Origin of the sequence: Microcoleus sp. BROC3 (assembly GCF_036702515.1) — a bacterium.
GTDB lineage: Bacteria > Cyanobacteriota > Cyanobacteriia > Cyanobacteriales > Microcoleaceae > Microcoleus.
On the sequence record NZ_JAUBTQ010000022.1, the window covers coordinates 37,688 to 53,164 of the forward strand.

Below are 15,477 nucleotides of genomic sequence, written 5' to 3' on the forward strand. Positions count from 1 at the left end.
CAACAGGAACGCAAGAAGTGAATTCAGAAACAGCAGCGGTTGATTTTCAACAACAGGCAGAAATATATTTAGCTTTAGGGAAGTTGGATGAGGCGATCGCACTTTGCCAAAAAGTTTTGGCATCTCACCCCAATTCCGCCGAGACTTGCAAGACCCTGGGGAAGGCGCTGCAAGCTCAGGGTAAACTAGAAGACGCAAGGTATTGGTATAAAGTTGCGCTCGCCCTGCAACCGGATTTTGCCGAAGCTTTTGCTAACCTCGGCACTCTCTGCGCTACATTGCAACAGTGGCAAGAGGCGATCGGCTGTTACCAAAAAGCCATCTCCCTCCAACCGGACTTTGCAGGATTTTACCGAAATTTAAGCCGGATATTTACCCAAGTCGGTCAAGCTGAGGAAGCGGCAGATTGCTGGTATCAAGCACTCACGATCCAACCGATAGAAGTAGCGGAAGAATATCTCGACTTAGGTAATACTTTGTTGGCGCAAAACAAGCCTGAAAATGCCCTAGTTTGTTACCACCGCACCATTTATTTAAACCCCAGTTGTTGCGAGGCTTATTACCAGTTGGCAGCAACTGCCAGCCAACTACAACAGTGGGACGAAGCTATTGTTCACTACCGCAAAGCTATTCAACTCCAGCCAGATATTGCTGAGCTTTATTACAAATTAGGCAAGGTTTTTCAAGACAGCGGACGATTAGATGAAGCGGTCACGGCCTACCGGGAAAGTATTGAGTTAAATCCCAACTCTTTTTGGTCTTACTACAATTTAGGTAGTGTGTCGGTCAAGTTGGAACAATGGCAAGAAGCCGTCGTTGCCTACCGCACGGCTGTTGAAATTAACCCGGATTTTTCTTGGTGCTACTACAGCATCGGGGAAGCTTGCGGCAAATTAGAAAAATGGTCGGAATCCGCCGCTGCTTACCAGCGAGCTATTGACTTAGATCCTAATTATTCCGGCTCTTTTCATAACTTGGGAGATGCTTTTTTTCAACTACAAAAATGGTCGGAAGCTGAGTCTGCATATCAAAAGGCGATCGCACTTAATTCAGACTTCTTTTGGTCTCATTATAATTTAGCTTTAACTTTAGTTAAACTCCAGGATTGGTTAGGAGCAATCAGCGCCTACCAGCGGGCGATCGAATTCAACCCACACTTTTCTTGGACTTACCACAATTTAGGAGCAGCACTGTTAAAAACCCAGCAGTGGAAACCAGCCGCTGCCGCCTACAAGCGCGCTATTGAACTCAACCCCAATCTTTCTTGGTCTTATTACAATTTAGGCGATGCTTTGACTGAGATGCACGATTGGAATGAGGCTGTTTCCGCTTACCTTTGCGCCCTGCAAATCGAGCCTGAACTCCCGAATATCTACACCAAGTTAAGCGATGCTCTCATCAAAAGAACTCCGACCGATTTAGACGCAGCAACTAGCTACTATCACCACGAATTGCAGCCACTGCACCCTCCTGAATTTTACTGCGAAATATCCCAAAAGTTGGCCGAGAGCGATCGGCTTGACGCAGCCATCATGTTGTACTTGATGGCATTAGAAATTAGACCAAAAGATCCCGAAATATCCCAAAAATTAGAGGGGATTTTACAAAAACAGCGTCAAACAGGGGAATCCAGTATATTATTAGAGTTGGAGACTCACGATATTCGCGATCGCTACATTGCCCGAGCCGTCAAAGGCAAGACTTTTGGAGAAGTCGGCGGACTGTGGGGAACTGTCAACGAAAAAGTTTCTGTAGCTAGCAAATACGGTGCAGTTTCTCTGACAATGATTGATGTGATGCCCCCATCCGCACAACTTTGGCAAGATTTTCGCGGACGCATGGCAAGTTTAAATATTGCTAATTATAATTGTATCAGTCGAGATATAACTCAGATTCAGCTTGCAGAAATTGGCGAGCCTTACGATGTCGTCCACTGTGCAGGAGTTTTGTACCATCACCCCCACCCTTTGCAAATTTTAATTAGCTTGCGTCAAATAACTGGGGAGTATTTAATCTTAACTTCAGCTATTACTCAAGAGGTTATAGAAAACGAGCGGGGACGCTACGAAATTCCAGCTTCTGGGGTAATATTCATTCCCGCTTTAGGCGAAGCAGAACGAGCTATCTTAACCGCTTACTGGCAGCAACACACCGACGGCGCACCAATTTTCGGAGTAATTCAGAAAGCAGTTTTTGACATCAACGACTTTGGGCCGTGGTGGTGGCTGCCTACAGCTACTGCTTTAGAATCTATGTGTAAAGTAGCTGGATTTAAGGTTTTAGATAAAGGATTGACTTGGAACAATAATGCTATGACTCTGCTGCTAGGGATTTGAGGATTGGTAAACGAACAATAACAGTGCCAGACGCGCCAAACTGTTAAAAACCAGGTTTCTGAGCGGATTATTCGTTTCCTTCCGCCAATATTCCTACTAGAAACCTGGTGTTTTCCTTAAGTTTTAAATAAAATAGCTGCAAACATCTTTTCTGAAAACAGGAAAATAATTAATGAACAATCACCAACCAGGGACGGCATTAGGCAACATTTTAGTAGTAGACGATACGCCAGAAAACCTGCGCCTGTTGTCTACGATGCTTACTCATCGGGGGTACGCGCCCCGCTGCGTGATTAACGGAAAAATGGCTCTGAGAGCCTGCAATTCTAACCCGCCGGATTTGATTTTGCTCGACATAATGATGCCGGAAATGAACGGCTACGAAGTCTGTCAGCACCTGAAATCTGAAGCGAAAACTCGCGAAATTCCAGTAATTTTTATCAGCGCTAAAGATGAAGTATTCGACAAAGTAAACGCATTTGCTGTTGGAGCTGTTGACTACATCAGCAAGCCATTTCAGTTTGAAGAAGTGCTCGCCCGCATCGAAAGTCACCTCACCCTGCGGAATTTACAAAAGCAGCTAAAACAACAAAATATGCTGCTTCAAGAAGAAATTAACAGCCGTTTAGCCGTTGAAAAAGCTATTCACGAAAAAAACCAAATTCTGCAACAAGAAATTAGCACCCGCCGCGCCGTTGAAAAAGCTTTGCAAGAGCAAAATTTGCTCCTCCAACAAGAGATATCGAACCGCCAGCGCGCCGAATCTGCTCTCTTAAAATCTAACCAAGAATTGGCGCGTTCAAATGCGGAACTAGAACAATTTGCTTATGTGGCTTCTCACGACTTGCAAGCGCCTTTAGCAACAATTGCTAGTTATGCTCAACTTTTAGAAAAACGCTACAAAGATCAACTCGACAGCCAAGCTAGTAAGTTTATTGGCAATATCGTTCACGGCTGCACGAGAATGCAAAATTTAATTGACGATTTACTGGAATATTCGCGAGTTGGCAGGAGTCAGAAACCTTTTCAACTGACAGATTGCAATCACGCAGTGGAGCAAGCAATCGCCAACTTGCAATGGGCTATCCGCGACACTCAAGCAGTTGTTACCTACAGCGAATTGCCAGCGGTAATGGGAGATATTTCTCAACTCGTACAGCTATTTCAAAATTTAGTCGGCAATTCGATTAAATATCGCCAAGATGCACCGCCTGTGGTTCATATTACCGCTGGTAAACAGGAGAAAGACTGGTTATTTTCTGTCTCGGATAATGGAATTGGGATTGCGACGCAGCATCAAGAACGCATCTTTCAAATTTTCCAGCGCTTGCACACCCAAAAAGAATATTCTGGGACAGGTATTGGTTTAGCGATTTGTCAAAAGATTGTGGAACGTCACGGCGGATCTATTTGGGTGGAGTCGAAGCTGGGTGAAGGTTCAACTTTTTACTTTACTCTCGCTTAATTGAGACATCTTTTCGGCACAATATAGAAGCTATAAAGCCGCAAAATTTGAATTAAATCTTATATTTTAAGGCAGAATTTAGAAGGTACAAGGTAGAAGTAATAAAAATTAAAATTTTAAATTAAAGAATTGAAGAATTGGGAATGACTTGTGACTATTGGGGGTTGGAAGCGCGAGCTTAAAGTTGCATTTTTTTTTGCAACTTGTATAAATTACAAGTTAGAATAAAAAATGTTTTTCGTTGACATATTAGTTATTGCGTGATATAATTGTAACTCTTCTTCTACACAATTTTTGTAGCGCTCGCTCACACAGCAATGTGAGCGCCAATGTATGTGTAGGTGCAATTAAATAACTGCCCCGGAAATCAAAGGTAAAATTTAAGTTTGTTTAACATTTTTTTGATTAATAACTATTATGAAAGCAGCTTTTAACTTAGCTTTGCCTCCTATCTGCTTGAAAGTTCTGTTAGTAGAAGACAACCCTCAAGAAGCAGAGCTGATTGAAGATTTGCTGTCAGAAATTAGCGGCCAGCAGCGTATACTGCTGACGAAAGTAGAACGCCTAAGCGAAGCGCAGCAGCGATTGAATGAAGAAACTTTTGACATAATTTTATTAGACCTTTCACTGCCAGACAGTCTGGGAATCGAGACGGTTGCTCGGGTACAAGAGTACGGAGTAAATGTGCCGATCGTAGTTCTGACTGCCCAAAATGACGAAGAGCTTGCCCTGCGGTTGATTTCCGTCGGCGTACAGGATTATTTAGTAAAAAGAAAAATCGACGGCGAACTGTTAATTCGATCGCTCCGTTACGCCATAGAACGCCAGAACAGTCAAGATGCTTTGCGAAAAAGTGAAGAAAAATATCGCTCGGTGGTCGAAAATTCCCTGATCGGAATTGCCATCATCGCTCCAATTATTGACAGCGAAATTCCTCAAAATTGCAACTGGATAGAAGTTAACGACGCGCTGTGCAATTTGCTGGGCTATGAGCGCTACGAACTCGTGCAAAAGAATTGGCGGGAGTTGACTCATCCAGAGGATTTTGATGCCAATTTGAAACACTTGTCTCAAATGTTAGCAGGTGAGAGCGATGGTTACATCTTAGACAAAAGGTGGATCAGAAAAGACGGCGAAATAGTTCACACGCGAGTTTCCCTGCGCTGCATCCGCCGCCTGGACGGGTCGATCGACCGGATCATCGAAGTAGTGTTGGACGTGAGCGATCGCTACCGCTACGAAGCCAAACTGAAAGCGTCAGAAGAATTTTTAAACCACACCATAAATGCTACGCCAGACCCAATTTTCGTCAAAGACGAGCAGCACCGCTGGATGATATTAAATGATGCTTTTTGTCAGTTGGTCGGTAAATCGCGACAAGAACTGATCGGCAAATCAGATTATGACTTTTTCCCCACATCAGAAGCTGCTGTTTTTTGGACAAAAGATGAAGAAGTATTGAGAACGGGTGTCTGCTTGGAAACCGAAGAAAAATTCACAGACACCGCCGGTAAAGAACACATCATTTCTACCAAAAAAAGTGTTTTTACAATAGCAGACGGCAGTAAAGTAATAGTGGGCACAATTAGAGACTTTACCGAATACAGACGGCAGCAAAAAGCCCTGGAAAAAAGCGAAGCTCGATTTCAAAAACTGGTAGCTAACCTGCCGGGAATAATTTATCAATTACAAATGTCAGAAACTGGAAAGATGTCTTTCCCTTACATCTCTTCAGGCAGCAGGCAATTGTACGAATTAGAGGCAGAAGCAATAGAGCAAAATGCGGATCTGATTTTCAGCGGAATTCATGCAGACGACCTCTTAGATTTAAAAGCATCGATCGCAATTTCAGCCATTACGCTGGAACCTTGGCAGCAGCAGTGGCGACAGACTTTGCCATCTGGAAAAGTTAAGTGGCTGCAAGGAGCTGCCCGACCAGAAAGGCTCAATAATGAGAGCAAATCTGGCAGCGAAGGCGATATTCTCTGGGACGGTTTAGTGATGGATATCACTGAATTAAAGCAGGCACAAACAGAGCGCGACCGCTTTTTTACCATCTCCTTAGACTTGCTTTGTATTGTAGGTTTCGATGGCTATTTTAGACGATTAAATCCTGCTTGGTCAACGGTTCTAGGCTACAGTAGTGCTGAACTTTTTGCCAAGCCGATGATCGAATTTGTGCATCCAGACGATCGACAAGCTACCGCAGACGAAGGGGCAAAACTAATAGCAGGTAGCTCCAGTATCTCGTTTGAAAACCGCTATCTTTGCAAAGACGGTTCTTACAAATGCCTCCTGTGGACGGCATCGCCATTTAGTGAAGAAGGTTTAATCTACTCAGTCGGTCACGACATTACCTCTCGCAAACAAGCCGAGTCCAAACTTCAACGACAAGCAGTAGCAATGGCCGCTGCTTATGACGGTATCGCGATCCTCAATGCTAGGGAAGAATATATTTATTCTAATCAGGCTTATCTGCAAATGTACGGCTTTTTAAATTCCTCCGATTTATTGGGTAAAAGTTGGAAAATTCTTTATGAACAAGCAAAATTTAAAGAAATTGAACTAGAAATTCGTCCGGCTCTCCATGAAAAAGGATACTGTAATATAGAAGCAACAGGTCAGCGGCGAGACGGTACTTTTTTTCCTCAAGAACTTTCGCTGACTATGCTTGCCGATGGCGAGATAATTTCCATAGTCCGCGATATCACTAATAGAAAACAGGTAGAATCAGCACTGCGATCGAGCCAGCGCCGCTACCAAACTTTAGCAGAAGCATCGCCCGTTTGCATATTCCACACCGACACCTTGGGAAATTGCCTTTATGTGAATCAGCGGTGGAGCGAAATTACGGGATTAAAGCCAGAATTAGCAGCAGAAAAGGGCTGGATGAATGCCATACATCCCGATGATGTAGAAGGGGTGAAAAATGAATGGCATCGAACAATTATTGACAAAATTCCTTTTAAATCAGAATACCGCTTTCAGCGTCCAGACGGTCGGATAATTTGGGTGATCGGTCAGGCAATTGCAGAAATCGGAGACAAGCAGGAAATTAAAGGCTATATCGGGACTATTACTGATATTAGCGATCGCAAACAAGCAGAATTAGATTTGCTGCGAGTTACTCAAGCTGTAGAAAGCACCAGCGACGCGATCGGCATTGCTGACTTGACAGGGCGATCGATCTACCACAATCAAGCCTTTGTTCAGCGGTACGGCTACACAGCAGAAGAACTGAACACAGCAGGCGGAGCAACGGCACTTTACCCCCAAAGTCAAGTGCTGGTAGAAATGTTTAAAACAGTCCGTAAAGGCAAATCGTGGCAAGGCGAACTCCAAATCAAAACTAAAAGCAACGAAGTGCTAACGACTTTATTTCGTGCCGACTGCATTAAAGATGAAACTGGCAATTTAATCGGGCTAGTGGGCGTAATTACCGACATCACCGAACGCAAACAAGCTGAGATAGCCCTGCTGCACCAATTAAGGCGAGAACGGCTGGTAGTTGCCATGCTCGATCGCATTCGCTCCTCCCTCAATTTAGAAGAAGTCCTGACAACTGCTGTCGAACAAGTGCGGCAATTTTTGCAAACAGACCGCACAGTTATTTACCGTTTTAATCCCGACTGGAGCGGCTGTGTCGTTGTGGAATCCGTAGCCAAAGATAGAATTTCGCTGCGAAATTTTAACAATCTAGATGGCTGTTTTAGAGAGAAATTTGTTGATATTTATCAGCAAGGCGGTATTAGATCTATGGAAGATATTTACCGGGAAAATTTGACGGAATGCCACATGAAATTTCTCGAAGGATTTGAAGTAAAAGCTAACTTAATAGTGCCGATTTTAAAAGCACTAGAAAGCATTTCCCAGACCCAACCGACCGCAGAAAATCAGCTCTGGGGACTGCTGATCGCCCAGGATTGCAGCGGCCCCCGTCCCTGGGATTCCTCAGAAATAGAATCCCTCCGGCAATTGTGCGTCCAATTGGCGATCGCGATCCAGCAATCGACGCTATTTGAACAAGCACAAACCGAAATTGCCGATCGCAAACTTGCAGAATCTGCCCTCCAACAAGCCAAAGAAGTCGCAGAAAGCGCCAACCGCGCCAAAAGCGAATTTCTCGCCAACATGAGCCACGAGCTGCGCACGCCTTTAAACGGAGTTTTAGGTTACGCTCAAATCTTGAAAACCGACAAAGACTTAAGCTCAGATCAGCAAGAAAGTCTCAGCAATATTCAACAGTGCGGTCAACACCTGCTGATGTTAATCGATGATGTTTTAGACCTTTCCAAAATCGAAGCTAGAAAAATGGAACTCTACCCGGAAGAGTTAAATTTTCTAAATTTTACGAAAAACATTGCCGATCTCTTTCAGATGCGGGCATCGCAAAAACAAATTTCCTTCAATTACCAACAAGTATCTCCCCTGCCTACTTGCGTTCGTGTAGATCAAAAAAGATTGCGCCAAATTCTCATAAATTTACTCAGCAATGCCGTTAAGTTTACTAACAGCGGCGGTGTGACTTTCAAAGTCGGCTATGTCGGCACAGGTGCCTGGAGTCGAGGGCAAGGGGAAAATTATGAATTATCGATTTTGAGTTCGGAACTGAAAGAAAATTATATGCGCTTCGCCCACAATACTAGCGCAGCCGAACACGCTTTAAAAATTCGTTTTCAAGTCGAGGATACCGGCACAGGAATAGACCGAAGCAAGTTAGAAGAAATATTTTTGCCCTTCCACCAAGTAGGAGGCAATACATTTGTTGAAGGTACGGGTCTCGGACTCTCGATCAGCCAGAAATTAGCGAAAATGATGGGCAGCGAAATTGGCGTCAACAGCACTTGGGGAAAAGGCAGCACTTTCTGGCTGGATTTAGAATTGCCCGCAGTCCAACGGTACTTGGAGGTGTCTCCTTTGCGGGAAAAACGCTGGCTTGTGGGTTTTGTTGGCAATAAGCGGAAAGTGCTAATCCTGGATGAAAATCAACTAAATCGCGATTTGTTGTGCAGGCTGCTGGGGCGTTTGGGATTTGAAGTTGCAGAAGCACAAAACCGTCAAGAATGCCTCTGCAAAGCAGTTGAATTTCAACCGGATGTGATTTTTATCGACTTGGGGATGCCTGTAATGGATGGCGTAGAAACTGCCACAAGACTGCGGGAGTTACCGGAATTAAAAAATGTCGTGTTAATCGCTATGTCAGCTAGCGTTTTCGAGGCTGCGCAGCAAGAGAGAATCCTCGCAGGGTGCGATGATTTTCTTCCCAAGCCGATCGAAGCAAATCACTTTTTGGCACAGTTGCGCGTGCATTTGGGCCTAGAATGGATTTACGGGGAAGCTTCGGAAAACAAAAAGCGCAAAACTCCCAGTTTGTCACCCGCATCGGATTTTCCTGCTTATTCTTCTCTGTTACCTGCGGCTTCTGAGTCGGTAGCAAAACTTTTGAAACTCGCTGCTATGGGCGACATTGAAGAAATTTTTGAGGAGAGTTCTAAGCTGGAGAGTTTAGAACCTAAATTAGTACCGTTTGTCTCGAAGCTGCGCCAACTTGCTAAGGGATTTCAGCTCAAACAAATTCGGAATACTTTAAAGCAATATATCGAGGGAAAGTAGTCATAGCTTTTTATATTTGGGATTAATTAATTTAAAAATTGAAAATGACTGATGAAGCTCGTGGCTGGGTTCACTAGCCAGCAGTTGCATTTAAATTGTATGTTGAGGGCGGTCTTTCCTGCCCGCCCCACAAAAGTGAAAGTTTATTTTACCATACAATTTAAATGCGGATTAGCTTAGCAACCGCGCCAGACGGTTAGGAGGTTCTTAATTGCACTTTCTCCATCCGGTCGATTGCTTTTTCTTTCTCTCTTAGATAACTAAAGCCTTCTTCCTTCTTCTATACCATTTAGTTTGACCTCGAAAAAAACAGCGAAGCCGAGGGAAACCTCCTATTTTACTGAAAATTAGTCGATCGCGCTTTCACGCCTTGTTGATACCGCCGCGTTATTTCTCCGGAAATCGGGCAATTGTCGCTCGGGCAATTGTCAGTGTCGGCGGCCGTAAATCCCCACATTAAACAAGTTATTTGTCGCTTCAGAAGTTGTTCTCCCAGAGTTCGATTAGCTGCTGTTAAATGCCAGATATTGCGCACAGCATAGATTTTGAGCAGAGCCTCCTGTGGCTCGCTCTTACCGTGTTTTGTACTATTTAAAACCACAATTTTCTGGTAAACTAAAGTGTAAAGTTGCCTTTCATCCCTAGACAGAAGTCCCTGGGTTTTCAGGCTATTTTTTGACAATGGAGTTTTTGAGAGAGTTGGGATTGAAATTACTTTGCCTCAGTAACGGCCACGGAGAAGACGCGATCGCCCTTCGCATCTTGCGGGAACTCCAACAGCACCCGCATCCCCCAGAATTAGCCGTGTTTCCGCTAGTGGGCGAAGGGCAAGCTTTCGCTCAACTAGAAAACGCCCGCATCATCGGCCCGGTGCAGCGAATGCCTTCGGGCGGCTTTATTTACATGGACGGGAGGGAATTTTTGCGCGATGTTAAAGGCGGTCTGCTTCAGTTGACCCTCGCTCAGTTTAAAGCCATCCGCGCTTGGGTGCGATCGCAACAACAGTCTGGGAATCAAGACGGCGTTATTTTAGCCTGCGGGGATATTGTACCGCTGCTGTTTGCTTGGCTGGGCGGCGCGCCCTACGCCTTTGTGGGTACGGCAAAGTCCGAGTATTATTTGCGCGACGAGAACGGGCCTCTGGCTCGCAAATCCCGAGCCTTTGGTTGGTGGGGTTGCCCGCGATCGGTTTATTTGCCTTGGGAGCGCTGGTTGATGACTCGATCGCGCTGTCGGGCCGTTTTTGCCAGGGACGCGCTGACCGCCGAGACCTTACAAAAGCTGGGAATTCCCGCTTACAATCTCGGAAACCCGATGATGGACGGACTCGAACCGGAAAATCCAGCCGGTTTTTACGGCCCTGACGCAGAGTTTCGGGAAATGGAGCGATCGCTCGTCATCACCTTACTCCCCGGTTCAAGAGCGCCGGAAGCCTATGCTAATTGGCTGCTAATAGTAGAGGCTGTAGCCGGAATTTTGTTGCTGTTTGCCGATCGCAAATTGTTATTTTTCGGAGCGATTTCCCCTGAGTTAAATCTCGAAGCTTTGCGACCTATTTTAGAATTTTTCGGCTGGCGACAAGACGGCGAAACTAGAACGCAGCGGCGAGAAGGAAGTATTTTGCGACCTCCTGTTTCAAGCGCTCGAGAAATTCAAAAAGAATCTCCTAATTTGCTATTGCCCTTGACATTTGTGCAGAGAAACGCCACGATGATTTTAACTCAGCAAAGTTTTAACGATTGTTTGTACGAAGCAGATTTAGCAATAGCAATGGCAGGAACGGCTACAGAACAATTTGTAGGTTTAGGAAAACCCGCGATCGCCATTCCCGGAAACGGCCCGCAATTTACTCCAGCTTTTGCAGAAGCTCAAAGTCGCCTGTTAGGCCCGTCATTAATTTTAGTCAAACATCCCGCCGAAGTTGCCGCTGCCGTGCAGTCTTTGCTCCGCGACCCCGACAGGTTACAGCTAATCGCTGAAAATGGCTTGCGGCGCATGGGAGAACCCGGTGCAGCAGCCAGAATTGCCGAGTGTTTAATTCAGCGCTTCGGCGGTGAATCCAGCAACTCTCAATTGCCTGCAATCCACTAGGGACAAAACAATTTTCTGTTCCTGCCCAGTATCTTTAATACTACTTTCTTTTAAAAAAATCTTGTTCGCTAACTACTAATTTCCGTAGGTGCGCCTCGGCGCACCTTACTAATACTGCATTCGCAGAAAATGTCAATTCGCCGTTTTTTCTGAAGATTGAACCCAGAAATCTGTCTGAGGAATTTTAAAATCAGACTTAACCAAAACTCCCGGTTCTCGCTGCACCGGCAGCACATCTAAAGTATCCGTTTGCGCGCAATATTTTAAATCTTCAATTACACCTAAACCGAGGAGGCGCTGGCCGTGACTGGCACGTTCCAACAATTCGTGCAACCTATCTTGCCAGTGCAGGTAAAGAGCAATAGCCCCAAATACTTCATCGTTACCCGCAAAATCGCTCGCAGGAATACCGCTTTCTGCTAGCAGACTTTGGGCGATCGCACCAGCACAAACCGTATCTTCCAACGAATAACTCCCTTCCCAACCCGAACCCACAATCCAAATAGTTTCCGGCTGTTTATTTAACAAAAACTGCACCACAGATTTGCGGTTAATCAAAGCCGCCGTTAACACAGTTGCAGCAGCTTGCACTCGCTCCAGAGCCCGAGTACCGTTAGTTGTGCTGATAAAAATTCGCTTTCCAGTCACCGTTTCTGGCGTGCAGTCCAGCGGAGAATTCCCCATGTCAAATCCGTCAACTTTGCCGCCGCCGCGCTCTCCGGCGCGAATCCGCTTATCTGCGGGCCATTTTTCGCTCTCGGCCATTAGCTTATCTAAGTCGCTGAAAACTTGGACAGCTTCCGCCCCATTATTCAGGGCTGTTGCCATTGTCGTAGTCGCCCGCAGCACATCAACTGCGATCGCGCAAGCCGGCATTTTGTCGGCTGGCGTAAGTTCCGGGGTATGGTAAATAAAAAGCTTCACTTTTGGGCTACCTGCGATAAATCCTCATCAGCAATAATAATGGAAAGTGGATAATAGAAAATAGAGTCGAGTCCTCAAAAGCAGAAAATATGTCTAAACAGCTCAATTCAAATCCCGCCCGCGCCGCCATTACCGCACCAATTGGACTCCTGGCAGGTTTTACCTATCCTTTGCGAGCTTTCACGCTGATTTTGCAAACTCCCAAGCTGTGGACTTATGTATTAGTTCCCGTGGTGCTAAATTTTATAATTGGTATCGGTCTTTATTTAAGCTTGCTATTTCCCAGTTTGGCAGGGATAGACGTTTTGGTTGCCGATTTGTCCGTCCGATTTAATGCTCTAATTGCGAGTTTTCCAGCTTGGCTGAGCTTTCTCGGCGTGTTAACAGTTGCTTTCGGCTGGCTGCTGCGCGTACTCCTAGTGTCAGGACTTTTGCTGATAATTGGATTTTTGTTAGTGCAGTTTGGCGTGATTTTAGGTTCGCCCTGGTACGGCAAACTTTCCGAACAATTGGAACTCCTGCGGAACGGTCAATTGCCCGCAGAAGCACCAATGAATCTGGCGAGTAGTTTTGGGGATATTCAAAGGGCGATCGCCTTTGAACTGCGAAAACTACAAATTTTGTTGAGCGTCGGTATACCGCTGCTGCTGCTGAATTTTATCCCGGGAGTCGGCTCTATTCTTAGCAGTTTGGGTGGCGTAGCTTTGGGCGCGACTATTGTCTGTTTGGACTTTTTAGATGCACCTTTGGAGAGGCGCAGGCGACCTTTTCAGGAGAAGTTGGAGATAATTCGGGGGAGTTTGCCTGCCAGCGGGAGTTTTGGTGTGGTTTGTTTGGGTTTGGTGAGCATTCCGCTGTTGAATCTGTTGGCGATTCCGCTGTGCGTGACGGCGGGAACTTTGTTTTTTTGCGATCGCATTTGGCCGGCCCGCTTTGCCCCAGAAGAAACTCATAGCGATCGAGAAACTAACATTACCAATTAAAAACTAGGAAGATGCTTCTTCCTTCGGCTGACTCTGGGAGTTAAGACCCAAAAACGGGCTTAAAAACAGCCAGCTAATGAAGAAAAAGGATGCTGTAAATAGCTGGACAATATCGATCGCCGACAGATATCCGTCAGATAATAGTGCAATAGTTCTATCTGTCAGCCCGAATATCCAAGAGAGAATCCCAAACAGCCAAATGACTTTTTGGAGCATGGGCAAAAATGCTAAAACTTCGGAGTTTTGCTGGTTCATTGATTTAGCCCTTGTTTGCGAAGAATCTGATTAACCTGGGCACCCCAAGGGCTTAAGGATTTTTGGTGTCTCCTCGGATTCCCTGTGTTATCTATATGTTAAGAAATATTTTCCGATATGACAACGCGCCTTGAGAGGGATTTCCGCATCTATCTCAAGAGGTAGTAGCAGCCCTAACAAAGAGTGATATTTGCTACACTTTGGTAGGATGCGCGATCGGGCTATAGCCGACTTTTGTCATTAGTCCCAGGCGCTTGATATAGTGGCTCACAGGCTACGTAAAAAAGCGAAATCCCAAACTATGTTATTTAACAGTATTGAATTTTTAGTATTTTTTGCGATTGTTTTCACCATATATTATTTCCCTCCCTTGCAAAAGCTGCAAGTTCCCATCCTCATAATTGCGAGCTTTATTTTTTACAGTTGGAGCGCCCCCGCACTGCTACTTATCCTGCTGCTATCAATTATTATCAACGCTACGGCTAGCTTTCAAGTTGCCCGCATTTCCGACAACAAACAGCGAGTTTTTTTTGCTTTATCGGGAGTAGTTCTCAATCTATTAATTTTGAGCTTGTTTAAATACGCCGGTTTGCTAACTAACTTTGTTGCGGATGTTTTTAATATTGCTAGAACCGAAGGCAGCATTGCTTATTTATTCTTAAAATTGCCTCTGCCACTCGGCATTTCTTTCTACACATTTGAAGGTATAAGTCTCATCTTAGACGTACTGACTCAAAAAGATACCAGCGCAACAGCATCAAACGCTTACGTCTCGCCCAAGTTCACCCAACACCTGCTCAATACCTCATTTTTTATTGGCTTTTTCCCCACTTTACTGTCAGGCCCGATTTTAAAATCTCAGACATTTTATCCCCAGATTGCTCCTAAATATTTTAAAGATATTCCTTGGAATTTAATTTTTCGCTCGCTCGTTGTCGGCTACTTCCTAAAAATGGTCATCGCCGACAACTTAAAAGACTATACCTTCTGGATCAGCTTTCCCTACTACCAAGGATTTGGAACTCTTACCAACCTGACGCTGCTGTTCGGCTACTCAATACAAATCTTCGCCGATTTTGCCGGTTACTCCTTAATTGCGATTGGTTTTGCAGCAGCTTTGGGTTACAAAATTCCCGACAACTTCCACTTTCCCTACATCTCCCGTTCCCTCTCCGAATTCTGGAGAAGGTGGCACATTTCCCTCTCAACTTGGCTGAGAGATTATCTATACTTTCCCCTCGGCGGAAACCGCAAAGGAAAAATCAGAACTTATGTTAACTTAATCACAGTAATGACATTAGGAGGATTATGGCATGGGGCTGCTTGGAGTTATGCAGTTTGGGGAATTTATCACGGACTTGGTTTAGCCGTAGAACGCTTTTTTGGCTTGGATAAATCAAAAAAAAAATCGACAGAACTAAATCAAGCAGAAACCAAACCAATCTGGAAGCAATTATTATTTGACACAATTAGTGTTTTAGGAGTTTTCTCTTTTGTTTCCGTGGGATGGCTGCTGTTCAAACTACCTCGATTTGCAGAAGCGGTTGACTTCGCTGTTACTTTAGTTCGCAACTATCAAGTCATGCCCGGTTGGAGTCAAATTATTCCCACGCTAACTTTTTCCCTACCCGTAGTAATTTATCACATTCCTCATTTTCCCACTTGGCACAATTTGATGAAACAAGATTCAAATAAAAACGCTCAAAAAGTCGGGAGCATTTATCAAGATTTGGCTTTAGGAATTATGCTAGCCATGATATTCCTCAACAGCGGCAGCTCGAAACAATTTATTTATTTCCAATTCTAGAAG

At 44.9% G+C, this 15,477-nt stretch carries 9 protein-coding genes; 6 read left to right on the forward strand and 3 right to left on the reverse strand.

Features of this window, described 5'->3' with window-relative positions; translation table 11 throughout:
- Positions 1-17: 17 nt before the first annotated feature.
- The 3 genes from QUB30_RS15775 (at position 18) to QUB30_RS15785 (ending at position 9,414) form a co-directional block, all read left to right on the forward strand.
- Positions 18-2,336 carry a tetratricopeptide repeat protein gene (locus QUB30_RS15775; protein ID WP_333334794.1) on the forward strand — a complete coding sequence of 773 codons (2,319 nt, stop codon included), beginning with the start codon at positions 18-20 and terminating at the stop codon, positions 2,334-2,336.
- A gap of 172 nt (positions 2,337-2,508) precedes the next feature.
- Positions 2,509-3,801: a response regulator gene (locus QUB30_RS15780; protein WP_333334796.1), complete on the forward strand. Its 1,293-nt coding sequence runs from the start codon at positions 2,509-2,511 to the stop codon at positions 3,799-3,801.
- Between the two features lie 417 nt (positions 3,802-4,218).
- The gene (locus QUB30_RS15785) at positions 4,219-9,414 is read left to right on the forward strand and encodes a PAS domain S-box protein (protein WP_333334798.1); all 5,196 of its coding nucleotides are present in this window, start codon (positions 4,219-4,221) and stop codon (positions 9,412-9,414) included.
- A 337-nt stretch (positions 9,415-9,751) separates the two neighbouring features.
- On the opposite strand, the gene QUB30_RS15790 is transcribed toward QUB30_RS15785, so the two are convergent.
- Positions 9,752-10,096, reverse strand: coding sequence for a hypothetical protein (locus tag QUB30_RS15790; RefSeq protein ID WP_333334800.1), 345 nt, complete (start codon positions 10,094-10,096; stop codon positions 9,752-9,754).
- On the opposite strand from QUB30_RS15790, the gene QUB30_RS15795 reads away from it, so the two are divergent.
- A complete protein-coding gene (locus QUB30_RS15795) occupies positions 10,096-11,505 on the forward strand; it encodes a lipid-A-disaccharide synthase-related protein (protein ID WP_333334802.1) in 1,410 nt (469 codons plus the stop codon). The genes QUB30_RS15790 and QUB30_RS15795 overlap by 1 nt on opposite strands.
- 132 nt (positions 11,506-11,637) lie before the next feature.
- Here the strand turns inward: QUB30_RS15795 and QUB30_RS15800 are convergent, their stop codons facing one another.
- Positions 11,638-12,429, reverse strand: a complete 792-nt coding sequence (locus tag QUB30_RS15800; protein WP_333334805.1) for a 2-phosphosulfolactate phosphatase family protein — start codon at positions 12,427-12,429, stop codon at positions 11,638-11,640.
- 89 nt (positions 12,430-12,518) lie between these two features.
- Between QUB30_RS15800 and QUB30_RS15805 the strand changes: the two genes are divergently transcribed.
- On the forward strand, positions 12,519-13,412 hold the full coding sequence (locus tag QUB30_RS15805) for an EI24 domain-containing protein (protein WP_333334807.1): 894 nt from the start codon (positions 12,519-12,521) through the stop codon (positions 13,410-13,412).
- Between the two features lie 3 nt (positions 13,413-13,415).
- Here the strand turns inward: QUB30_RS15805 and QUB30_RS15810 are convergent, their stop codons facing one another.
- A complete protein-coding gene (locus QUB30_RS15810; protein WP_333334809.1) occupies positions 13,416-13,667 on the reverse strand; it encodes a hypothetical protein in 252 nt (83 codons plus the stop codon).
- 301 nt (positions 13,668-13,968) lie between these two features.
- Here QUB30_RS15810 and QUB30_RS15815 point away from each other — a divergent pair, with 301 nt between their 5' ends.
- A complete protein-coding gene (locus QUB30_RS15815) occupies positions 13,969-15,474 on the forward strand; it encodes an MBOAT family O-acyltransferase (RefSeq protein WP_333334811.1) in 1,506 nt (501 codons plus the stop codon).
- Positions 15,475-15,477: the final 3 nt, after the last annotated feature.